The sequence below is a fragment of the Streptomyces sp. NPDC053426 genome (assembly GCF_055585405.1).
The window spans coordinates 106781-128242 of sequence record NZ_JBVJKE010000021.1 but is presented as its reverse complement, the minus strand read 5'-3'; the positions used below and the strand labels follow the sequence as shown (position 1 = coordinate 128242).

The window sequence follows — 21462 nt, the reverse complement described above, 5'->3', positions numbered from 1 at the left end:
CTCCCCCCCCCCCCCCCCCCCCCCCCCCCCCCCCCCCCCCCCCCCCCCCCCCCCTCCCCCCCCCCCCCCCCCCCCCCCCCCCCCCCCCCCCCCCCCCCCCCCCCCCCCCCCCGGGCCTCTTCCCGTGTGTGCGAGACGTGCGAGTGCCTCAGCCGGCCGGGATCTCGTCCCGGGCCGCCGCGCGGCGCCCGGCCACCCGCTGCTTGACGACGGCGATGACGAGCACGATCGCGGCGACCAGCAGCGACAGCAGCATCGTCGTACGCCCGTCGTGCTCGGTGTCGGTCAGCATGTAGCCGAGCACGAACACGATCAGCGCGGCGCTGGCCCACGTCAGATACGGGTACAGCCACATCCGCACGACCAGCTTCTCCGGCGCCTCCGCCTGGATGATCTTCCGCATGCGCAGCTGCGAGAAGCAGATCACCAGCCACACGAACAGCGCGACCGCGCCGGAGGAGTTGACGAGGAAGAGGAAGACGGAGTCGGGGAACTTGTAGTTGAAGAAGACGGCGACGAAGCCGAACACCACGGACACGAGGATCGCCGTGCGCGGCACGCCGCGGCCCGTGGTCCGGGCGAACGCCTTCGGCGCGTCCCCGCGCCGGCCGAGCGAGAAGGCCATCCGGGAGGCCGTGTAGAGCCCGGAGTTGAGGCAGGACAGCACGGACGTCAGCACGATGAAGTTCATGATCTGACCGGCGTGCGCGATGCCGAGGGAGTCCAGGGCGGCGACGTACGAGCCGTCCTCGGTGATGGACTCGCTGTCCCACGGCAGCAGGCAGACCACGACGAGGATCGAGCCGAGGTAGAAGACGCCGATCCGCCAGATGATGCTGTTGGTCGCCTTGGTGACGGCGCGCTGCGGGTCCTCCGACTCGCCGGCGGCCAGCGTGGCGATCTCGCTGCCCATGAAGGAGAAGACGACGAGCAGGATGCCGGTGAGGATCGCGCCGGCGCCGTTCGGCAGGAAGCCGCCGTGCTCGGTGAGGTTGGCCAGGCCCGCCTGGTCGCTGTCGACGCCGGGCAGCAGCCCGAAGACGGCCAGCCCGCCGATGACGATGAACGCGCCGATGGCGACGACCTTGATCCCGGCGAACCAGAACTCGAACTCGCCGTAGGAGCCGACGGAGACCAGGTTGGTGGCGGTCAGCACCACCATCACGATGAGCGCCCAGCCCCACTGCGGAACGGCCGGTATCCATCCTTCGAGGATCGCGGCACCGGCGGTCGCCTCGACCGCGAGGACGACGACCCAGAAGAACCAGTAGAGCCAGCCGATGGTGAACCCGGCCCAGGGGCCGAGCGCCCGGTCGGCGTGCGCGGAGAAGGACCCGGAGGTCGGGTTGGCCGCGGACATCTCGCCGAGCATCCGCATCACCAGCACCACGAGCGTGCCGACGAGGGCGTACGACAGGAGGATGCCGGGGCCGGCGGTCGCGATGCCGGAGCTGGAGCCGACGAAGAGGCCCGCGCCGATCACACCGCCGATGGCGATCATCGACAGATGGCGGTTCTTGAGTCCGGCCTGGAGTCCGGAATCTCCCGATGTCCCGGGATCGCCGGGCCTTCGGGGATCGTTCTCGGGCTTGGTGAGGGTCGGCTGCGAAGTCATGGGGGGTGGTCTTCCTTTGCGCCGGTGGAGCAGTCCCCGTACGGGCGGGGTACGAGCCGGACCAGTGAAACGGAGGCGAAAGGATTCAGAAACCTTTGATTCCGTATCGTTACTTCGGCTTTTCCTGATCTTCTATGGATTTGCTCACACTTTTTACGCGGGGCACCCGACGCGCTTTCCCGGGAACCCCCGTGTCACACTCGGACCATGCGCGTGTATCTCGGCTCGGACCATGCGGGCTACGAACTCAAGAACCACCTCGTCGAGTGGCTCGAGGCGGCGGGCCACGAGCCCGTCGACTGCGGCCCGCACATCTACGACGCCCAGGACGACTACCCGCCCTTCTGCCTCCGCGCCGCCGAGCGGACCGCCGCGGACGAGGGCGCCCTCGGCATCGTGATCGGCGGCTCCGGCAACGGCGAGCAGATCGCCGCGAACAAGGTCGCGGGCGTACGGGCGGCCCTGGCGTGGAGCGAGGAGACGGCGGCACTGGGCCGCCAGCACAACAACGCCAACGTGATCGCGGTGGGCGCGCGCATGCACACCCAGGACGAGGCGACGAAGTTCGTCGAGACCTTCCTGAGCACCCCGTTCTCCGGTGACGAGCGCCACATCCGCCGGATCGACATGCTCGCCGCCTACGAGACCACCGGCGACCTCCCGCCCATCCCCCCGCACCACCCGCAGCAGTAACGCCGCCAGACCCTCCCCCGGCGCACGGACCTCGGGGGAGGGCACCCTCCCCGCGGCGCGCACCGCCGAGGCGACGCGCCGAGACACCGGCGGGACGCGGGAGACGAGGTCCCCGCGGGGGTCCGGGGCGGAACCCCGGAACGGGCCGGGTCACCCGGTACGAGCCGGGGCTCCCTGAGCGGGCCGGGGCTCCCGGAGCGGGCCGGGCGCCCGGTGCGGGCCGGGCGGTGGGAACGAGCTTGGAAGGACATCCCCGTGCCGGAAGGCCACACCATCCACCGGCTGGCCGAGGACTACGCCGCCGCCTTCGCCGCCGGCACCCCCCTCCGCGTCACCAGCCCCCAGGGCAAGTTCGCCGACGCCGCCGCCCTCCTCGACCGCACGCCGCTGCACACCACCGACGCCCACGGAAAGCACCTGTTCCTCGGCTTCGGTGACGCCGAGCCCGCCGAGTGGGTCCACATCCACCTCGGCCTCTTCGGCAAGGTCACCTTCGGTCCGGCCCCGGCACCGCCGCCCACGGACACCGTCCGGCTCCGCCTCGCCGACGCCACGTCCTACGTCGACCTGCGCGGCCCCACCACCTGCGCCCTGATCACGGACCCCGAGAAGCAGGCGGTCCACGACCGGCTCGGTCCCGACCCGCTGCGCCCGGACGCCGACCCGGCCCTCGCCTACCGCAGGATCGGCCGCAGCCGTACGACGATCGCCGCCCTCCTCATGGACCAGAAGGTCATCGCGGGCGTGGGCAACGTCTACCGCGCCGAGGTCCTCTTCCGGCACCGGATCGACCCGTACCGCGCGGGCCGGGACATCACCGCGGCCGAGTGGGACGCGATCTGGGCCGACCTGGTCGCGCTGATGCGCGAGGGCGTCCGCCTCAACCGCATCGACACCGTCCGCCCCGAACACACCCCGGAGGCGATGGGGCGCCCGCCGCGCGTCGACGACCACGGCGGCGAGGTGTACGTCTACCGCAGGGCCCACCTGCCCTGCCACATCTGTGGCGGCGAGATCCGCACCGCCGATCTCGCCGCCCGCAACCTGTTCTGGTGCCCGGACTGCCAGCGCCGCTGAGCCGTCAGAACCCGTGCGGCAGCCACGGCGCCGGGTCGCTCCCGAACGCCAGGGACGCCTCCGCCAGCGCGCCCCGCCGCAGCTCGGTCACCCGGCCGGCCGCCGCGAGCGCCGTGAGGCTCACCCCGCCCAGATACGCCGCACCCAACTCCCGTACCGACAGGGCGAGATCGGCCGGTTCCTCCGTACGCTCGCAGGACGCGCCCTTGGCGTCCCCGCTCAGCCGCCAACGCCCCGCGTTCCAGGGGCAGAAGGCGTCCTCCACCTCGAACACGACGTCCACCGGCGCCCGGTACGTCCGCGCCTGGAGGGCCGCGCCGACGTCGACCAGCCGTACGTACAGCGAGTCCCGTATCTCCGGCCGGCAGCGGCGGATGTCGGACACCATGTACTGCCACGCCTCGTCGACCGGCCGGCCGCGCGCCACCAGCGTCGACGTCAGGTCGATGCCGAACAGGAACCGCCACAGCGCCGCGTCGGCCGCCGGATCCAGCGCGTCCAGGGTGCTCAGGATCACCGAGCCCTCGTGTCCCGCCGGACCGTACTCCCCCTTCACCCGGAACCGCGCGTACCCGACGGTCTCGCCGTCCCGTTCGGCGACGACGCACTGCAGCGGCGACGCCCCGCCCCGGCTGCCCGCCGGGTCCAGCGTCCCCAGCCGCTCCCAGCCGGGCTGCCGCGCGAGCATCCCCGGCCGGCCCGGCACGAGCCGGGCGTACACCGCCTCGCACGCGTCGAGCACGTCGGCGGGGGCCGCGTACCGCACCCGTACGTCATCCGTACCAGGCGGGACCGACAGACTCGTACGGCTCGTGTCGATCTCGGCGTTGACCTGGAAGGTGGCGGCCTCGTACCCGAACCGGCCGTAGATCGCCGGCTCCGACGCCGTGAGCACCGCCAGCGGCTCGCCCCAGGACCGGACGTCGTCCAACTGGCGCCGCATCATCGTCCGCAGCACGCCGCGCCGCCGGTGCGTGGCGGCCACGCTGACGCCCGTGATGCCCGCGGCCGGCACGGAGTCACCGCCGGGCACGGTCAGCCGGAACGAGAACGCGCCCGCCGTCCCCACGCACTCGCCGCCGTCCCAGAACCCCAGAGAACGGTCGTGCTCGGTGAGCGAGTTCCACAGTTCGCGTTCCTCGTCCGCCTCCTCGCCGCCGCCGAACGCGCGGATCAGGTTCGCGTACCACTTGTCCCAATCGTCCGGCTGTAGCACGCGAAGTCCGGTTGTGGGGCCCGTTTTCTCGGTCGTCATGAGCCATCCCTACCAGGGCCGTACCGGACGAGCGAGGCAATTTCTCCCGCGCGGCCCCACGACGGCGTCCGGTGAAGTTGACTGTGAAGTCGGCCCCGACAAGGGGACAACCAGGACCTCCCGTGCCAAGTGGCCGGTCCGATGGATAGGGTCCCGAACTAATGGCAGCAGGACGAGAGCGGCGCGCGGAGGCCGACACGTTCACGGCCCGGTTGAAGAAGCAGTGGCACCGGGCCCGCGTCGGCATGCGCCGGAGCGCCGTCGACTACTTCCGCGGGGACGGCTCCGACTGGATCGCGCTCGCCGGACTGTTCCTCACCGTCCCGCTGATCGCGGCCGGGACACTCGCCAACTCGGTGTGGTGCGCGCCGGCCGCACTGGTCATACCGATCGTCGCCGGCGGCCTGCTGCTGCGCCCGGCGAGCCTGCTCGGCCTGTACGCTGCCGCGGCGACCGCGCTGATCGTGGAGTCGGTGCAACTCGGCCCCTACACCGAGGGCGCGGCCCGGGTCACCCCGGGCGTGGTCCTCGTCGTCGCCGCCTGCGGCTTCTTCGGGCTGCTCGTCGCCCAGTTCCGCAGCCGGGTCGGCGTGCCCTGGCGGCGCGGCGGCACCATGCTGTTCGACCTGCGCGAACGCATCCGGGTGCAGAGCAAGCTGCCGAAGCTCCCCGACGGCTGGCACCGGGAGATGGCCCTGCGCCCGGCGGGCGGACAGTCCTTCTCGGGCGACTTCGTGGTCGCGGCCCGCACCAACGGCGGGCGCACCCTGGAGGTCGTGCTCACCGACGTCTCCGGCAAGGGCATGGACGCCGCCTCGCGCGCCCTGCTGCTCTCCGGCGCCTTCGGCGGTCTCCTCGGCAGCCTCCCGCCGCACGCCTTCCTCCCCGCCGCCAACGGCTACCTGCTGCGCCAGGACTGGGACGAGGGCTTCGCCACCTCCATCCACCTGGTGCTCGACCTGGACTCCGGCGACTACGAGCTCTACTCCGCCGGGCACCCGCCGGGCCTCCAGCTCAGCGCGGGCAGCGGACGCTGGGAGGAGAAGGCGGCCGACGGCCCGCTGCTGGGCGTGTACGACGGCGCCCAGTTCGACTCGGTGAAGGGCTCGCTGCGCCCCGGGGACGTGCTGATGCTGTTCACGGACGGCCTGGTGGAGACCTCCGACCGGGACATCGTCGAGGGCATCGACCGCCTCACCGGCGAGGCCGACCGCTATGTCGCGGGCGGCTTCCACGGCGCCGCCTGGCACCTCATCGAGGCGGTCGCCAAGGACGTCAACGACGACCGGGCGCTGCTGCTGATCTGCCGCGAGGGCCCGACGGCCGCCGCGGCGGCCCGCTGATCCGTGCACACTGGGCGGGTGACCGAGACGACACCGCTGCCCCTGGCCGAGATCGAGGCCACCGCCCGCGCCGCGCACGCCGGCCAGAGGGACAAGGCGGGCCGGCCCTACGCCGAACACCTCCGGGCCGTCGCCGAGGGGGTACGGGCACGCGGCGGCGACGAGGAGCAGATCGCGGCGGCCTGGCTGCACGACGCCGTCGAGGACGACAGGCTCACGGAGCGGTGGCTGGAGGAGGCGGCGCTGACCCGGCGGACCAAGGACATCGTCCTCGCGGTCACCAAACGCTCCGGGGAGCCGCCCGAGGCGTACGCGGCCCGGATCCTCGCCACCCCCGGCGCGCTGCTGGTGAAGGAGGCGGACCTGGCGCACAACGCCGACCCGGCCCGCCTCGCCGTACTGGACGGACCGACCCGCGCACGACTGACCGAGAAGTACACGCGGATGCGCGCACTCCTCGGTCTCGTGGGCTCGTGAAGGGGGAGGGGGACCCCTAGGCGGAGACCTTCTCGCGGGTCTCCTTCTCCTCCCGCCGCTCGCGTTCGCGGACCGGCTCGGCGGCGTCCCGCTTGAACGCCCACTCCATCCTCGGCTCCATCACGAACCGGAACATCCGCCGTACGGGGGCGGTGCACAGCAGGGTCACCATGGCCGCCGCCAGGACGCTCACGGCGATCTCGCCGAGCGGCCGGTGCAGCGCGGAGTGCTCGAACCAGCCCTGGTAGTCGCCGGCCTTCACCACGAAGCCGTGCAGCAGATAGCCGTACAGCGTGCCCGCGCCGAGCGCCGTGAACCACAGGTGGCGGCCCGGCACCCAGGCGAAGAAGCAGGCGGTCAGCAGCAGCGAGCAGCCGAACATCGCGAGCACCATGACCGGGCCGGCCCACCACGGCGCGCCCAGCTCCTGCGCGGCGTCACGGTGGTAGAACCAGGCGGTGTTCATCCGCGGCACCGCCCACCAGCCGAAGAGCAGCGCCGCCGCGAACACCGGCACCGCCGCGATCCGCACCGACCGGCGGCGCACCATGCGGAAGTGCTCCGGCCGCATGCACAGACCGAGCACGAAGTACGGCAGGAACTGCAGCACGCGCTGCAGGTCGAGGTCGTCGCCGATCCCGGGGGTGACGCCGGCCAGCATGGCGATGCCGAGGGCCAGCGGCAGCGGGTGCCGCACCGCGTTCCAGATCGGCGTGGTCAGCCGCCACACGAACAGCGCGACCAGGAACCAGGTCAGGTACCAGGGGTCGAGCAGGCTGATCTCCTGCTCCGGGGCGTGGTCGACGACCCGCCGGAACAGGGGATAGGCGGTCTCGAACACGATGTACGGCACGGCGACACCGGTGATCAGCCGGCGCAGCCGGTCGGGCCGCATGTCGAAACTGCGCGAGAAGAAGCCGGAGACGATGATGAAGGCCGGCATGTGGAACGTGTACACGACCGTGTACGCCGCCTCCAGGACCCGGCTGTCGCCCTTGAGGGGCTCCCAGGCGTGGCCGACCGCCACCAGCACGATCGCCAGGTACTTGGCGTTGTCGAAGAACGCGTCGCGCTGTTTGCCGTGCGGGCTCTTCGGGCGCGGGTCCTTCGTACGCGGGCTCGGCACTCCGGGTGCCGGTGACTGTGCCGGGGGGAGCGGCGTTCTGCGGTTGCCGTACGGTCGCTGCGAGTTCGTCACTGACCCTCCCGGCGGGGACTCGGGGAGTCGATCGGTGAGCTCGCTGCGCTTGCGGGGGACGAGGCAGCGTGGAACATCTGAGGCACCCTAGCGTCGCCTTCGGCATTTCGTAAAACGTCCGACGTCGTTCCCGGTATTCGGCTCGGGTGCCCCGAATCGGGGAAAGCGATCGGCATGATCGGCGTGATGGCCGACACATCACCAACACACTGTGGATATAGGGGACTTGGTCGGCGCTCGGACCGTCCTTGTCGTGATTATTCCGGACCAACCCACGCATAAGAACGGCGAGTCGCTCCGGTGATATGTCCAGCTTGGGTATGTCTATCCCGTATCGACTCAAGGCTTGTCGGAGTCCCTGCGGCGACAATTCGAATTAGCTGCGAACGCGTTGTGTGGAGACGGAAACGATCCGGTTGAATTCCCTGTGCGGGTGTTCCTTCGAATTGCCGTACGAAACGGCGCCGTTGGCCCGCGCGGGCGGCCGCGCGCGGGTGGGGCCGCCCGCACCGGGACGGATGATGCGTCAGCCGCCGCATAGGGCGGCCGTGTTGGTGGCACGATGGTTCTGGCGGGGTGCGCGGGGTCGCGTCGCCCGGGCCGGGGAAGCGGAACCGACCGAGGGTGTGATCAGTTGTGGCCATTTCACTGTCCGTGGTGCTGCTGTTGGCGATCATCCTGGTAGTGCTGATGAGAGGCGGCTCCCTCAAGGCCGGCCCGGCGATCGTCGCCGTCCTCTTCGGCTTCTTCCTCGCCTCCACCGGCATGGCCGACGACATCCAGCGGTTCCTGGACTCGATAGCCGAGATGATCAACTCGATCAGCTTCTGACCCCGCCCGCTTCAACCGTCCGACACCGCGAACAGCGCGACCGCCGGCGCGACCGACTGGTCGGGACCCCGGGAAGCGATCAGGGCCAGGCGGAGGAATGATCCTCTGACCTGGCCCTGAGCCGTACAGAGCGGGCGACGGGAATCGAACCCGCGTAGCTAGTTTGGAAGACTAGGGCTCTACCATTGAGCTACGCCCGCACGGAGCGCGCCGCGCGTCGGTGACCGCGGCACTGACAGGCATCGTAGCGGGTCGTACGCCCTCGCCGCACACCCCGTTTCCGGACCGCCCGGGCGCGGCGCCGCGCCCGTGAAACGCGGCGGCCGTTCCGCCCGGGTGCATGTACCCTACGTGTCGCACCAGACGGGGTGTGGCGCAGCTTGGTAGCGCGTCCGCTTTGGGAGCGGAAGGCCGTGGGTTCAAATCCCGCCACCCCGACCAGCCACCTGCTCATGCACCGGTGATCGCCTTTTGGGTGCCGTAGCCGCTGCCGTTACTATGCAAGCTGCACGCCCTGTGTGTCTCTGAAGTCCTCCGGGCGGCGAATCGGCCGGACCCCTCTGGTCCCGGCAGAACCCGAGAAGTCAGCCACAAGGAGACCGAACCGTGAAGAGCGCCGTGGAGACCCTGAACCCGACCCGGGTTCGGCTCACTGTCGAGGTGCCCTTCGAGGAGCTCAAGGACAGCCTCGACGCGGCGTACAAGAAGATCAACCAGCAGGTCACGGTGAAGGGCTTCCGCAAGGGCAAGGTCCCGGCCCGGGTCATCGACCAGCGCTTCGGCCGCGGTGCGGTGCTGGAGGAGGCCGTCAACGACGCCCTCCCGAAGTTCTACACCGACGCGGTCAACGAGGCCGAGCTGAGCCCGCTGGGCCAGCCCGAGGTCGACATCACCGAGCTGAAGGACGGCGAGACGCTGAACTTCACCGCCGAGGTCGACATCCGCCCGACCATCGAGATCCCGGACTACTCCGGCATCGAGGTCGAGGTCGACGCCGTCGAGGTCACCGACGAGGACGTCGAGAAGTCGGTCGAGCAGCTCCGCGAGCGCTTCGCCTCCACCTCCCCGGTGGAGCGCGCCGCCGAGGACGGCGACGTCGTCACCATCGACCTGGAGGCCAAGGTCGACGGCGAGGTCCTCGAGGACGGCGTCGCGAGCGGCGTGTCGTACACGATCGGCTCCGGCGAGCTGCTGGACGGCATCGACGACGCCGTGAAGGGCCTTCAGGCCGGTGGCGAGGCCACCTTCACCTCCGAGCTCAAGGGCGGCTCGGCGGCCGGCAAGGAGTCCGAGGTCACCGTCAAGGTGTCCCAGGTCGCCGCCCGTGAGCTGCCGGAGCTGGACGACGAGTTCGCCCAGCTCGCGTCCGAGTTCGACACCCTCGAGGAGCTGAAGGCGGACAGCCGCAAGCGCCTGGAGAACATGAAGCAGTACGACCAGGCCACGCAGGCCCAGGAGCGCGTCCTGGAGAAGCTGCTCGAGCTGGTCGAGGTCCCGGTCCCCGAGAAGCTGCTCGAGGACGAGATCAACACCCGCAAGCACAACCTCGAGCACCACCAGCTCGGCCAGATGGGCCTCGACCTCGCGAAGTACCTGGAGATCCAGGGCAAGACCGAGGAGGAGTTCGAGACCGAGACCCGCGAGGCCGCGGTCAAGGGCATCAAGACCCAGTTCGTGCTCGACGAGCTCGTCAAGCAGGAGAAGCTCAACGTCAACCAGGAGGAGCTCACCGAGCACCTCATGCGGCGCGCGGCCTCCTCCGGCATGTCCCCCGACCAGTTCGCCCAGGCCGTCGTCGAGCAGGGCCAGGTCCCGCTCCTCGTCGGCGAGGTCGCCCGCGGCAAGGCCCTGGCCTCCGTGGTCGAGAAGGCCACGGTCAAGGACACCAACGGCGAGATCGTCGACCTCGAGGACGAGGAGGAGGAGACCGAGGCCTCCGAGTCGACCGAGGCCGAGGCCACCGAGGCCCCCGCCGAGGAGAAGACCGAGGGCTGACCCTCGCGTCACCTCTGACACGATCACCAGGGCCCCGGGGTGCACGGCACCCCGGGGCCCTGCTGTCCGCCCGTCGGGGCACGCGCCACTCAGGGCCCTGCTGTCGGTCACCGGGGTGCGTATCACTCCGGGGCTCTGCTGTCGGGTAGCGGGGTACGCGTTACTCCGGGACCCTGCTGTCTGCCCGTCGGGGCAGCCCGCCCAGGGGCGCGGGGCTGTATCGATGTGCGGCTCCGCCGCGTGGGCGCGATCAACCACGGACGGCCCGCAGCCGCCCGGCGCGCAGAAGCCCCACGGCGAGAAGGCACCGGCGCTCCCCGCGGAGCACACCGCGAAGTACACCCCTCTACGCCCCCGGCGAACACCCCCGTTACCGGGATTCCCTGGCGGAGTCCCCGCGTTAGGGTCCTTGAATACCAGGGGACGCGAGTCACCGAATACGGCTCCGACCCCGTAGGGACACGTGAGACGGCCCGGCGCCGTCGTAAGACGAGCAGGTGGATACGTGACGAATCTGATGCCCTCCGCCGCCGGCGAGCCCTCCATCGGTGGTGGCCTCGGCGACCAGGTCTACAACCGGCTGCTCGGCGAGCGGATCATCTTCCTCGGCCAGCCGGTCGACGACGACATTGCCAACAAGATCACCGCACAGCTGCTGCTCCTTGCCTCCGACCCGGACAAGGACATCTACCTGTACATCAACAGCCCCGGCGGCTCCATCACGGCCGGCATGGCGATCTACGACACCATGCAGTACATCAAGAACGACGTGGTGACGATCGCCATGGGCCTGGCGGCCTCCATGGGCCAGTTCCTGCTGAGCGCCGGCACCCCCGGCAAGCGTTTCGCGCTGCCGAACGCCGAGATCCTGATCCACCAGCCGTCCGCCGGTCTCGCCGGCTCGGCCTCGGACATCAAGATCCACGCCGAGCGGCTGCTGCACACCAAGAAGCGCATGGCCGAGCTGACGTCCCAGCACACCGGCCAGACGGTCGAGCAGATCACCCGCGACTCCGACCGTGACCGCTGGTTCGACGCCTTCGAGGCCAAGGAGTACGGCCTCATCGACGACGTGATCGCCACGGCCGCCGGCATGCCGGGCGGCGGCGGCACCGGGGCCTGAGAGGCCTCGCGGAGCCCTCGTGGCCCCGTGAACGCCCCGCCGGGCCCCGGCCCGGTGGAACAGCCCCAGCAGCCCCAGCCGACCGCCTCAGCCCCTTTCAGGAGACACCGTGAACAGCTTCCCCGGCAGCGGCCTGTACGACCGCACGCCCGCCGCCTCCGAGGGCCGGTACACCGGCCCCTCGGCCGAGTCCCGCTACGTCATCCCGCGCTTCGTCGAGCGCACCTCCCAGGGCATCCGCGAGTACGACCCGTACGCGAAGCTCTTCGAGGAGCGGGTGATCTTCCTCGGCGTGCAGATCGACGACGCCTCCGCCAACGACGTCATGGCGCAGCTCCTGTGCCTGGAGTCGATGGACCCCGACCGGGACATCTCGGTCTACATCAACAGCCCCGGCGGCTCCTTCACCGCGCTCACGGCGATCTACGACACGATGCAGTACGTGAAGCCGGACATCCAGACGGTCTGCATGGGCCAGGCGGCCTCCGCCGCCGCCGTCCTGCTGGCCGCCGGCACGCCCGGCAAGCGCATGGCGCTGCCGAACGCGCGCGTGCTGATCCACCAGCCGTACAGCGAGACCGGCCGCGGTCAGGTCTCCGACCTGGAGATCGCCGCCAACGAGATCCTGCGGATGCGGACGCAGCTGGAGGAGATGCTGGCCAAGCACTCCACCCGGCCGCTCGACAAGATCCGCGAGGACATCGAGCGCGACAAGATCCTCACGGCCGAGGACGCGCTGGAGTACGGCCTGATCGACCAGATCATCACCACCCGGAAGATGGACAACACCAGCCTGCGCTGACGCGGGGCGGGGAGTGACGTCTGCCGCCCCTTGGCACGGTTTGGCACGGTCCACGTCAAAGTGAACCGTGCCAAGGGGGGCCCGAACGGGGGGCCAGGCAAGGTACCGTCGGACATAAGGCAGCACCAGGAGCCGCCGGACGCCCGCGTCCGCGTCTCCCAGGCGAAGGGGAAGCACACCGTGGCACGCATCGGTGACGGCGGCGATCTGCTCAAGTGCTCGTTCTGCGGCAAGAGCCAGAAGCAGGTCAAGAAGCTCATCGCAGGGCCCGGTGTGTACATCTGCGACGAGTGCATCGACCTCTGCAACGAGATCATCGAGGAAGAGCTCGCCGAGACCAGTGAGGTCCGCTGGGAGGAGCTGCCCAAGCCCCGCGAGATCTACGAGTTCCTCGAGGGGTACGTGGTGGGGCAGGAGGCGGCCAAGAAGGCCCTCTCCGTTGCCGTGTACAACCACTACAAGCGCGTCCAGGCCGGCGAGAACGGCGGCGCGCAGGGCCGCGAGGACGCCATCGAGCTGGCGAAGTCCAACATCCTCCTGCTGGGCCCCACGGGCTCCGGGAAGACCCTGCTGGCCCAGACCCTCGCCCGCATGCTGAACGTCCCGTTCGCGATCGCCGACGCCACGGCGCTCACGGAGGCGGGATACGTCGGCGAGGACGTCGAGAACATCCTGCTGAAGCTGATCCAGGCGGCCGACTACGACGTCAAGAAGGCCGAGACCGGGATCATCTACATCGACGAGATCGACAAAGTCGCCCGCAAGAGTGAGAACCCCTCGATCACGCGCGACGTGTCGGGCGAGGGCGTACAGCAGGCCCTGCTGAAGATCCTGGAGGGCACCACGGCCTCCGTCCCGCCGCAGGGCGGCCGCAAGCACCCGCACCAGGAGTTCATCCAGATCGACACGACGAACGTGCTGTTCATCGTGGGCGGCGCCTTCGCCGGACTGGAGAAGATCATCGAGGGCCGGGCGGGAGCCAAGGGCATCGGCTTCGGCGCGACGATCATCTCCAAGCAGGAGCGGGAGTCCAAGGACCAGTTCGAGGAGGTCATGCCGGAGGACCTGGTCAAGTTCGGCATGATCCCCGAGTTCATCGGCCGGCTCCCGGTCATCACCTCGGTCCACAACCTCGACCGCGAGGCGCTGCTCCAGATCCTCGTCGAGCCGCGCAACGCGCTGGTGAAGCAGTACCAGCGCCTCTTCGAACTCGACGGCGTGGAGCTGGACTTCGAGCGCGAGGCGCTGGAGGCCATCGCCGACCAGGCCATCCTCCGCCAGACCGGCGCCCGCGGCCTGCGCGCCATCATGGAGGAGGTCCTCCAGGGCGTGATGTACGAGGTCCCGTCCCGCAAGGACGTCGCCCGCGTGGTCATCACGGCCGACGTGGTCCTCTCCAACGTCAACCCGACCCTGATCCCGCGCGACGCCCGCGGCCGGGGCTCGGGCGAGCAGAAGACGGCGTAGCCGCCACCGCGGCGGCAACGCGAAGGGGCCCCGGGTCGACCCGGGGCCCCTTCGCGTTGCCGTACGGTTCAGGCCTCGACCCGTGCCGCGGAGCGCAGTTCGGCGGCGAACGAGGCGACGTCGTCCGTGGCGAGACCGCCGCCGCCCTTCTCCGCGGCGGCCAGGTCCAGGCCGTTGACCACGCCGTAGGTGCTGTGGTCGGCCCACACGCACACCGGCATCTCGAGCTTGTCGTCGCCCTCGGAGATCGAGGCCGTCTGGCACTTCATGACGGCACCGTCGAGACCGTTCGGCTCGACCGTCTCGGGGCTGCCCTTCCAGGTGACCGTCTCCGGCTCACCCGCGTTGTCGCCGGTGTCCTCGGAGTTCTCGTGGGCGGTGGCGAAACCCTTGTCGATGGTGCCCTCGGGGTCGCCGATCTCCCCGTAGGCGCCGTTGAACGCCATGGCCTTGCCCAGCTCGGTGGACGAGCCGCTGGCGTAGGACGCCTTCACCACCGTGCCGCTCTTGATGCCGAGCTTCTCCAGGTCGGAGGCGGACTCGGCGCCCGTCGGGCCGCCGTCGCTCGAACCGTCGCCGCTCTTCTTGTACTCGCCGACCGAGGCCGGCGGCTCCAGCTTGTGCGGTCCGTCGTCCGCGATGTCCGCGCCGCCGCCCCCGCCCCCGCCGAGGACGAAGTACGCGCCCACACCGATCGCCGCCACGACCGCCACCGCGCCGATGACCAGACCGGCCTTCTTGCCGCCACCGCCGCCCGGCGCCGGGGGCTGGGGCGGCATGCCGTACTGCGGCTGCTGGCCGTACGGGGGCTGCTGCCCGTACGGCTGCTGCGGCGGGACACCGGGCTGCGGCGGCTGGCCGTAACCCGGCTGGCCGTATCCGGGCTGGCCGGGCGGGGGAGCCTGCTGGGGGTAGCCGTAGCCGGGTTGCGGAGCCTGCGGCTGCCGGCCGTAAGGTCCCGGCTGGCCGTACGGCCCGGGCTGCTGCGGCTGCCCGCCGTACGGGCCCGGCTGGTCGTGGCTCATTTCTGGGTTCCCCCTCCGGATGCTGACGCGGTGCGGGTCAGGCCTTGACGCGGATCTGCTCGCGGAGCTTGGTGGTGAGGTCGACCGCGGTGTCCTTGCCGACGCCCGTGCCGGTGTTGTCACCGGGCGAGACCATGGCGACCGTGCTGTAGTCGGCCCAGGCGCAGAACCAGTCGGTCGACTCCTTCTTGGTCAGCGCGTTGGTGCTCTTGGTCGACTGGCACTTGGCGACCGCGCCGTCGATCTCGACCTCCTCGGGGTCGCCGATCAGCTCGGCGTTCTGCATGCCGCCGGTGTCGCTGGTCGAGTTCTCCTTGACCTCCTTCTGGATGTTGGCGAAGAACTTGTCCAGGACGCTCTGGGGGTCGGCGATCTCGCCGTAACCGCCCACCATCGTCATGCCCTTGGCGGTCAGCAGCTCGGCCTGGTCGGGAATCGTGGAGGGATCCTCGGGGTCGTAGTTGCTGAAGTCGGCGGTCGACCACTGTCCGACGACGGCCGTACCGTTCTTGACGCCGCTCTTCTCCATGTCCTTCGCGGTGTCGGCGTCGCTGCTCTGGTTGCCGTCGCCGACCCGCTTGTACTCGGCGAGGACCGTCTCCGGTGTCGACAGCTTGTGCGCCCCGTCGTCCTCCAGGCCGCCCGCGCCGCCGCCCCCGCCGATCACGAAGTACGCGCCCACGCCGATCGCCGCGACGACCGCCACCGCGCCGATGATGATCCCGGCCTTCTTGCCGCCGCCCGAGGCGGGGGGCTGGGGCGGCATGCCGTACTGGGGCTGCTGGCCGTAGGGCGGCTGCTGGCCGTACGGGGGCTGCTGGCCGTACGGCTGCTGCGGCGGGACGCCGGGCTGGCCGGGCTGCTGCGGATAGCCGTATCCGGGCTGGCCGGGCGGGGGAGCCTGCTGGGGGTAGCCGTAGCCGGGTTGCGGAGCCTGCGGCTGCTGGCCGTAAGGTCCCGGCTGGCCGTACGGCCCGGGCTGCTGTGGCTGCCCGCCGTACGGGCCCGGCTGGTTGTAGCTCATTACGGGGTTCCCCCTCCAGATGCTTATGCGTTGCTGACATCCTGACTCAGGAGTGACGCGTTCAGGCCAGCGGGGGTGGCACCGTTACAAACGAAACGTGTTTCGGGACAGGCCTGTGACGCCTCTAAACTGAGCCCCGTGACCGAGAACGCTCAGCAGGAGCCATCAGCGCCCACGACCGAACTGCCGACCCAGTACGCGCCGGCCGATGTAGAGGGGCCGCTGTACGAGCGCTGGGTGGAGCGCGGTTACTTCGAGGCGGACGCCAAGAGCGAGAAGCCTCCGTACACCGTCGTCATCCCGCCGCCGAACGTCACCGGCAGCCTGCACCTCGGACACGCGTTCGAGCACACGCTCATCGACGCCCTCACGCGCCGCAAGCGCATGCAGGGCTTCGAGACGCTGTGGCAGCCCGGCATGGACCACGCCGGCATCGCCACGCAGAACGTCGTCGAGCGGGAGCTCGCCAAGGAGGGCAAGTCCCGCCACGACCTCGGCCGTGAGGCGTTCGTCGAGCGGGTCTGGCAGTGGAAGGGCGAGTCCGGCGGGCAGATCTCCGGTCAGATGCGCCGCCTCGGTGACGGCGTCGCCTGGTCGCGCGAGCGCTTCACCATGGACGAGGGCCTGTCCCAGGCCGTCCAGACCATCTTCAAGCGGCTCTACGACGACGAGCTGATCTACCGCGCCGAGCGCATCATCAACTGGTGCCCGCGCTGTCTGACCGCGATCTCCGACATCGAGGTCGAGTACCAGGACGACGACGGCGAGCTCGTCTCCATGAAGTACGGCGACGGGGACGAGACGATCGTCGTCGCCACGACCCGTGCCGAGACGATGCTCGGTGACACGGCCGTCGCCGTCCACCCCGAGGACGAGCGCTACAAGCACCTCGTCGGCAAGCTCGTCAAGCTGCCGCTGACCGACCGTTCCATCCCGGTCGTCGCCGACGAGCACGTCGACCCCGAGTTCGGCACGGGTGCCGTCAAGGTCACCCCGGCGCACGACCCGAACGACTTCGAGATCGGCCAGCGGCACGGCCTGCCGTCCATCGCCGTGATGGACGAGCACGCGGTCATCACCGCCCACGGCCCCTTCCAGGGCCTGGACCGGCTGGAGGCCCGCTCCGCCATCGTCGCCGCGCTGCGCGCCGAGGGCCGGATCGTCGCCGAGAAGCGGCCCTACGTCCACTCGGTCGGCCACTGCTCGCGCTGCAAGACCACCATCGAGCCGCGGCTGTCCATGCAGTGGTGGGTCAAGGTCGGCCCGCTGGCGAAGGCGGCCGGTGACGCCGTCCGCGACGGCAAGGTCAAGATCCATCCGCAGGAGATGGAGAAGCGCTACTTCGACTGGGTCGACAACCTCCACGACTGGTGCATCTCGCGGCAGTTGTGGTGGGGCCACCGCATCCCGGTCTGGTACGGGCCCGGCGGCGAGGTCGTCTGCGTCGGACCGGACGACGAGGCCCCGACCGGCGAGGGCTGGCACCAGGACACCGACGTCCTCGACACCTGGTTCTCCTCGGGCCTGTGGCCGTTCTCCACGCTCGGCTGGCCCGAGCGGACCGAGTCGCTCGCGAAGTTCTACCCGAACTCCGTCCTGGTCACCGGCTACGACATCCTCTTCTTCTGGGTCGCCCGGATGATGATGTTCGGCCTGTACGCGATGGACGGCACCCCGCCGTTCCACACCATCGCCCTGCACGGCATGGTCCGCGACCAGTTCGGCAAGAAGATGTCGAAGTCCTTCGGCAACGCGGTCAACCCGCTGGACTGGATGGACAAGTACGGCAGCGACGCGCTTCGCTTCACCCTCGCGCGCGGCGCCAACCCCGGTGTCGACGTCCCGATCGGCGAGGACTGGGTCCAGGGTTCGCGCAACTTCGCCAACAAGATCTGGAACGCGACGCGTTTCGCGCTGATGAACGGCGCGACGGTGGACGGCCCGCTGCCGGACGCCTCCGCGATGTCGCCGACCGACCGCTGGATCCTGTCCCGGCTGAACTCGGTCGTCGCCGAAGTCGACGCGTACTACGACGACTTCCAGTTCGCCAAGCTGTCGGACGCGCTGTTCCACTTCGCGTGGGACGAGGTGTTCGACTGGTACGTCGAGCTGTCCAAGACCACGTTCCAGGCGGGCGGGGAGCCGGCCGAGGTCAGCAAGCGGGTCCTCGGCGAGGTCCTCGACGTCACGCTGAAGCTCCTCCACCCGGTGGTTCCGTTCGTCACGGAGACGCTGTGGACGACGCTGACGGGGGGCGAGTCGGTCGTCATCGCCGAGTGGCCGTCCGACAGCGGCTTCCGGGACGCGGACGCCGAGCGGGAGATCGGGACGCTCCAGTCCGTCATCACCGAGGTCCGCCGCTTCCGCGCCGACCAGGGCCTGCAGCCCGGCCAGCGGGTCCCGGCCCGGCTGACCCTCGACGGTACGGCGCTGGCCCCGCACGAGCCGGCCATCCGCCAGCTGCTGCGCCTCCAGCCGGAGGGCGACGCCTTCACCGCGACGGCGACCCTGCCGGTCGCGGGCGTGGAGGTCGCGCTGGACCTGTCCGGTGTGATCGACGTCGCCGCCGAGCGGAAGCGCCTCGCCAAGGACCTGGCGGCCGCCGAGAAGGAGAAGTCCCAGGCGACGGCGAAGCTCGGCAACGAGGCGTTCCTGTCGAAGGCCCCGGACCACGTGGTCGACAAGATCCGCACGCGCCTTGCGAAGTCGGAGGAGGACATCACCCGGATCCAGTCCCAACTCGACCGCCTGCCCCCGTCGTAACCGCAGCTACGGCCAGCCGCAGGGTTGGGGCGGTGCCCGCCCCCGCAGCTACGGCCAGCCGCACGATTTGGGCGGCGCCCGCCCGCGCAGCTGCGGGCAGTCGTGCCGCTTGGGCGGCACGGGTGGGCGCAGCGGCACCCCGCGAGCGCGGGTGAGTGAGACCCCGCGACGGCAACCGAAGGCTCCCGGAACCACACGGCTCCGGGAGCCTTCGGGCGTCCGGGGGTGGGTCGCGCCGCTCGGCGCTTACGAGGTGCCTCCCCCAGAGGGGGTACCCCCAGCGCCCACCCGTGCCGCCCCAGCGGCACGACTGCCCGCAGGCTGCGGTAGTGGTTGCACGACTGCCCGCGGGCTGCGGGCTGCGGCGGCGGCACGAGGGGGTGCGGGCCGGGTACGTAGACTGGTCCCCGTGAGTGAGCTCCCCCCTGATGACAGCGAGCAGCCCGAGCCCGTCGACGGCTTCGACGAGATCGTCGCGGCCGAGACCGACCGCGACCCCGACCTCGCGGTGATCGAGGCCGGCAGCCGCACCCTGCGCACCCAGGGCGGCCCGCCCCAGGCGGACGTGCCCGCCCGCCCCGCCGACCCCGAGGTCGACAAGGCCCTGCGCGAGGTCGAGGCGGAGCTCGCCACCCGCTGGGGCGAGACCAAGCTCGAGCCCTCGGTCGCCCGCATCGCCGCGCTGATGGACGTCCTGGGCGAGCCCCAGCGCTCGTACCCCTCGATCCACATCACCGGCACCAACGGCAAGACCTCCACCGCCCGCATGATCGAGGCCCTGCTCGGCGCCTTCGAGCTGCGCACCGGCCGCTACACCTCCCCGCACGTCCAGTCGATCACCGAGCGGATCAGCCTCGACGGGGCGCCCGTCTCCGCCGAGCGGTTCATCGAGACGTACCAGGACGTCAAGCCGTACGTCGAGATGGTCGACGCCCGGCAGGAGTACCGGCTGTCCTTCTTCGAGGTGCTCACCGGCATGGCGTACGCCGCCTTCGCCGACGCGCCCGTGGACGTGGCGGTCGTCGAGGTCGGCATGGGCGGCAGCTGGGACGCGACGAACGTGATCGACGCCGGCGTCGCCGTGGTGACGCCGATCGACCTCGACCACACCGACCGGCTCGGCACCACGCCCGCCGAGATCGCCGGCGAGAAGTCCGGCATCGTCAAGCGGGACGCGACGGTGATCATGGCGCAGCAGCCGGTGGACGCCGCGCAGGTGCTGCTGAAGAAGGCCGTCGAGGTGGACGCGACGGTGGCCCGTGAGGGGCTGGAGTTCGGGGTCGTGGCCCGGCAGGTCGCGGTCGGCGGCCAGCTGGTGACGCTGCGCGGACTCGGTGGCGAGTACCCCGAGGTGTACCTGCCGCTGCACGGCGAGCACCAGGCCCACAACGCGGCCGTGGCGCTCGCCGCCGTGGAGGCGTTCTTCGGCGTCGGCGCCCAGCACGCCCAGCCGCTCGACATCGACACCGTGCGCAAGGCGTTCGCCGCCGTCGCCTCCCCGGGCCGGCTGGAGGTCGTACGGCGTTCCCCGACCGTCGTCCTGGACGCCGCGCACAACCCGGCGGGCGCGCGGGCGGCGGCCGCCGCGATCGGGGAGGCGTTCCAGTTCAGCCGGCTCATCGGCGTGGTCGGCGCGAGCGGCGACAAGAACGTGCGCGGGCTGCTGGAGGCGTTCGAGCCGGTCTTCGCCGAGGTCGTCGTCACCCAGAACTCCAGCCACCGCGCGATGGACGCCGACGAGCTGGCGGGCATCGCCGTCGAGGTGTTCGGCGAGGACCGCGTCCAGGTCGAGCCGCGGCTGCCGGACGCCCTGGAGGCCGCGATCACGCTGGCCGAGGAGGAGGGCGAGTTCGCGGGCGGCGGTGTGCTCGTCACCGGTTCCGTCATCACCGTCGGTGAGGCCCGACTGCTCCTGGGGAGGGGCTGAGATCCCGTGCGTACGCTCTGCGCTTCGACGCTGATCGGCGAGTTCTTCATCATCGGTTTCGCCGGACTGGTCGCGATGAAGGACCCGGACCTGTCCACCGGCACGGTGTGGACGGTCTGCGGCATCGCGATGTTCCTGTCCGTGGCCCTGTGCGGGGTGATCACCCGGCCCGGCGGGGTGGCCCTCGGCTGGGCGCTGCAGATCGCCCTGATCGCCTCCGGTGTCTTCGTCCCGATGATGTTCTTCATGGGCGCGCTCTTCGCGCTGCTGTGGTGGGCATCGGTGCACTTCGGGCGAAAGGTGGACGAAGCCAAGGCCCGTTTCGCCGCGCAGGCGGGCCGGCCTGACGCTGCGTGACAGGTGTCCCGACACGCCCGGTAATCTCGTCCTCCCGCACCATTTCCCGCACAAGGAGCTCCGTCGTGACCCAGCGCACCCTCGTCCTCCTCAAGCCCGACGCCGTACGTCGTGGCCTGACCGGCGAGATCATCAGCCGTATCGAGCGCAAGGCCGGCTGGGAGATCACCGCGCTGGAGTTGCGGGCCCTGGACCAGGACACGCTGGAGCAGCACTACGGCGAGCACAAGGGCAAGCCGTTCTACGAGCCGCTGGTGGAGTTCATGGCCTCCGGGCCGGTCGTGGCGATGATCGTCGAGGGTGAGCGGGTCATCGAGGGTGTGCGCCAACTGGCCGGTCCCACCGACCCGATCGCCGCCGCGCCGGGCTCGATCCGCGGTGACTTCGGTGTGATCGTCCGGGAGAACCTGATCCACGCCTCCGACTCCGAGGAGTCCGCCGAGCGCGAGGTGAAGATCTTCTTCCCGGGCCGCGCGTAACCCGCGCATCC

Annotated in this window: 18 protein-coding genes and 2 tRNA genes; 14 read left to right on the top strand and 6 right to left on the bottom strand. The window is 70.6% G+C overall.

Annotation, left to right across the window (positions count from 1 at the left end; all coding sequences use genetic code 11):
• Nucleotides 1–148: 148 nt before the first annotated feature.
• On the bottom strand, nt 149–1615 hold the full coding sequence (locus ACZ62B_RS33160; RefSeq protein WP_468725482.1) for an amino acid permease: 1467 nt from the start codon (nt 1613–1615) through the stop codon (nt 149–151).
• Between the two features lie 207 nt (nt 1616–1822).
• Here ACZ62B_RS33160 and ACZ62B_RS33155 point away from each other — a divergent pair, with 207 nt between their 5' ends.
• Nucleotides 1823–2308 (top strand): ribose-5-phosphate isomerase, encoded by a 486-nt coding sequence (locus ACZ62B_RS33155; protein WP_085573283.1) that lies wholly within the window; start codon nt 1823–1825, stop codon nt 2306–2308.
• A 255-nt stretch (nt 2309–2563) separates the two neighbouring features.
• A complete protein-coding gene (locus ACZ62B_RS33150; RefSeq protein WP_344563240.1) occupies nt 2564–3385 on the top strand; it encodes an Fpg/Nei family DNA glycosylase in 822 nt (273 codons plus the stop codon).
• A 4-nt stretch (nt 3386–3389) separates the two neighbouring features.
• Here ACZ62B_RS33150 and ACZ62B_RS33145 read toward each other — a convergent pair whose 3' ends face one another.
• The gene (locus ACZ62B_RS33145; protein WP_344563238.1) at nt 3390–4640 is read right to left on the bottom strand and encodes a GNAT family N-acetyltransferase; all 1251 of its coding nucleotides are present in this window, start codon (nt 4638–4640) and stop codon (nt 3390–3392) included.
• Between the two features lie 161 nt (nt 4641–4801).
• Between ACZ62B_RS33145 and ACZ62B_RS33140 the strand changes: the two genes are divergently transcribed.
• Together ACZ62B_RS33140 and ACZ62B_RS33135 are read left to right on the top strand one after the other, a co-directional pair.
• Nucleotides 4802–5983 (top strand): PP2C family protein-serine/threonine phosphatase, encoded by a 1182-nt coding sequence (locus ACZ62B_RS33140; protein WP_344563236.1) that lies wholly within the window; start codon nt 4802–4804, stop codon nt 5981–5983.
• 18 nt (nt 5984–6001) lie between these two features.
• Entirely contained in the window at nt 6002–6460 is a 459-nt protein-coding gene (locus ACZ62B_RS33135; RefSeq protein WP_344563234.1) for an HD domain-containing protein, read from the top strand.
• Between the two features lie 16 nt (nt 6461–6476).
• Here ACZ62B_RS33135 and ACZ62B_RS33130 read toward each other — a convergent pair whose 3' ends face one another.
• Nucleotides 6477–7658: an acyltransferase family protein gene (locus ACZ62B_RS33130; protein WP_468725477.1), complete on the bottom strand. Its 1182-nt coding sequence runs from the start codon at nt 7656–7658 to the stop codon at nt 6477–6479.
• A gap of 636 nt (nt 7659–8294) precedes the next feature.
• On the opposite strand from ACZ62B_RS33130, the gene ACZ62B_RS33125 reads away from it, so the two are divergent.
• A complete protein-coding gene (locus ACZ62B_RS33125; protein ID WP_030858104.1) occupies nt 8295–8489 on the top strand; it encodes a hypothetical protein in 195 nt (64 codons plus the stop codon).
• Nucleotides 8490–8618: 129 nt separating this feature from the next.
• Here the strand turns inward: ACZ62B_RS33125 and ACZ62B_RS33120 are convergent.
• Nucleotides 8619–8689 (bottom strand) — tRNA-Gly (locus tag ACZ62B_RS33120).
• 164 nt (nt 8690–8853) lie between these two features.
• Between ACZ62B_RS33120 and ACZ62B_RS33115 the strand changes: the two genes are divergently transcribed.
• The 5 genes from ACZ62B_RS33115 (at nt 8854) to clpX (ending at nt 13876) form a co-directional block, all read left to right on the top strand.
• Nucleotides 8854–8930 (top strand) — tRNA-Pro (locus ACZ62B_RS33115).
• A 165-nt stretch (nt 8931–9095) separates the two neighbouring features.
• Nucleotides 9096–10484 carry a trigger factor gene (gene tig / locus ACZ62B_RS33110; RefSeq protein ID WP_469693166.1) on the top strand — a complete coding sequence of 463 codons (1389 nt, stop codon included), beginning with the start codon at nt 9096–9098 and terminating at the stop codon, nt 10482–10484.
• A gap of 517 nt (nt 10485–11001) precedes the next feature.
• Nucleotides 11002–11607, top strand: coding sequence for an ATP-dependent Clp protease proteolytic subunit (locus tag ACZ62B_RS33105; RefSeq protein ID WP_024887530.1), 606 nt, complete (start codon nt 11002–11004; stop codon nt 11605–11607).
• Nucleotides 11608–11716: 109 nt separating this feature from the next.
• Complete coding sequence (locus tag ACZ62B_RS33100) at nt 11717–12409, top strand: ATP-dependent Clp protease proteolytic subunit (protein WP_344563227.1); 693 nt, start codon at nt 11717–11719, stop codon at nt 12407–12409.
• Between the two features lie 180 nt (nt 12410–12589).
• Nucleotides 12590–13876, top strand: coding sequence for an ATP-dependent Clp protease ATP-binding subunit ClpX (clpX, locus tag ACZ62B_RS33095; protein WP_073931885.1), 1287 nt, complete (start codon nt 12590–12592; stop codon nt 13874–13876).
• A 68-nt stretch (nt 13877–13944) separates the two neighbouring features.
• Here the strand turns inward: clpX and ACZ62B_RS33090 are convergent, their stop codons facing one another.
• Nucleotides 13945–14901 (bottom strand): hypothetical protein, encoded by a 957-nt coding sequence (locus ACZ62B_RS33090; RefSeq protein WP_469693163.1) that lies wholly within the window; start codon nt 14899–14901, stop codon nt 13945–13947.
• A gap of 37 nt (nt 14902–14938) precedes the next feature.
• On the bottom strand, nt 14939–15925 hold the full coding sequence (locus ACZ62B_RS33085; RefSeq protein ID WP_469693161.1) for a hypothetical protein: 987 nt from the start codon (nt 15923–15925) through the stop codon (nt 14939–14941).
• Between the two features lie 138 nt (nt 15926–16063).
• On the opposite strand from ACZ62B_RS33085, the gene ACZ62B_RS33080 reads away from it, so the two are divergent.
• The 4 genes from ACZ62B_RS33080 (at nt 16064) to ndk (ending at nt 21451) form a co-directional block, all read left to right on the top strand.
• A complete protein-coding gene (locus tag ACZ62B_RS33080) occupies nt 16064–18688 on the top strand; it encodes a valine--tRNA ligase (RefSeq protein WP_344569383.1) in 2625 nt (874 codons plus the stop codon).
• Nucleotides 18689–19097: 409 nt separating this feature from the next.
• Complete coding sequence (gene folC / locus ACZ62B_RS33075; RefSeq protein ID WP_344569385.1) at nt 19098–20615, top strand: bifunctional tetrahydrofolate synthase/dihydrofolate synthase; 1518 nt, start codon at nt 19098–19100, stop codon at nt 20613–20615.
• Nucleotides 20616–20621: 6 nt separating this feature from the next.
• Nucleotides 20622–20972 (top strand): DUF4233 domain-containing protein, encoded by a 351-nt coding sequence (locus ACZ62B_RS33070; protein ID WP_073931890.1) that lies wholly within the window; start codon nt 20622–20624, stop codon nt 20970–20972.
• Nucleotides 20973–21037: 65 nt separating this feature from the next.
• Nucleotides 21038–21451: a nucleoside-diphosphate kinase gene (gene ndk, locus ACZ62B_RS33065; protein WP_344569387.1), complete on the top strand. Its 414-nt coding sequence runs from the start codon at nt 21038–21040 to the stop codon at nt 21449–21451.
• The last annotated feature ends 11 nt before the right edge of the window (nt 21452–21462 follow it).

What these genes read in the sequence shown, in the direction of transcription:
- ACZ62B_RS33085 (WP_469693161.1), bottom strand. Translation starts at nt 15,925, where the DNA reads ATGAGCTACAACCAGCCGGGCCCGTACGGCGGGCAGCCACAGCAGCCC.
- ACZ62B_RS33140 (WP_344563236.1), top strand. Translation starts at nt 4,802, where the DNA reads ATGGCAGCAGGACGAGAGCGGCGCGCGGAGGCCGACACGTTCACGGCC.
- ACZ62B_RS33145 (WP_344563238.1), bottom strand. Translation starts at nt 4,640, where the DNA reads ATGACGACCGAGAAAACGGGCCCCACAACCGGACTTCGCGTGCTACAG.
- ACZ62B_RS33160 (WP_468725482.1), bottom strand. Translation starts at nt 1,615, where the DNA reads ATGACTTCGCAGCCGACCCTCACCAAGCCCGAGAACGATCCCCGAAGG.
- ACZ62B_RS33105 (WP_024887530.1), top strand. Translation starts at nt 11,002, where the DNA reads ATGCCCTCCGCCGCCGGCGAGCCCTCCATCGGTGGTGGCCTCGGCGAC.
- ACZ62B_RS33155 (WP_085573283.1), top strand. Translation starts at nt 1,823, where the DNA reads ATGCGCGTGTATCTCGGCTCGGACCATGCGGGCTACGAACTCAAGAAC.
- ACZ62B_RS33090 (WP_469693163.1), bottom strand. Translation starts at nt 14,901, where the DNA reads ATGAGCCACGACCAGCCGGGCCCGTACGGCGGGCAGCCGCAGCAGCCC.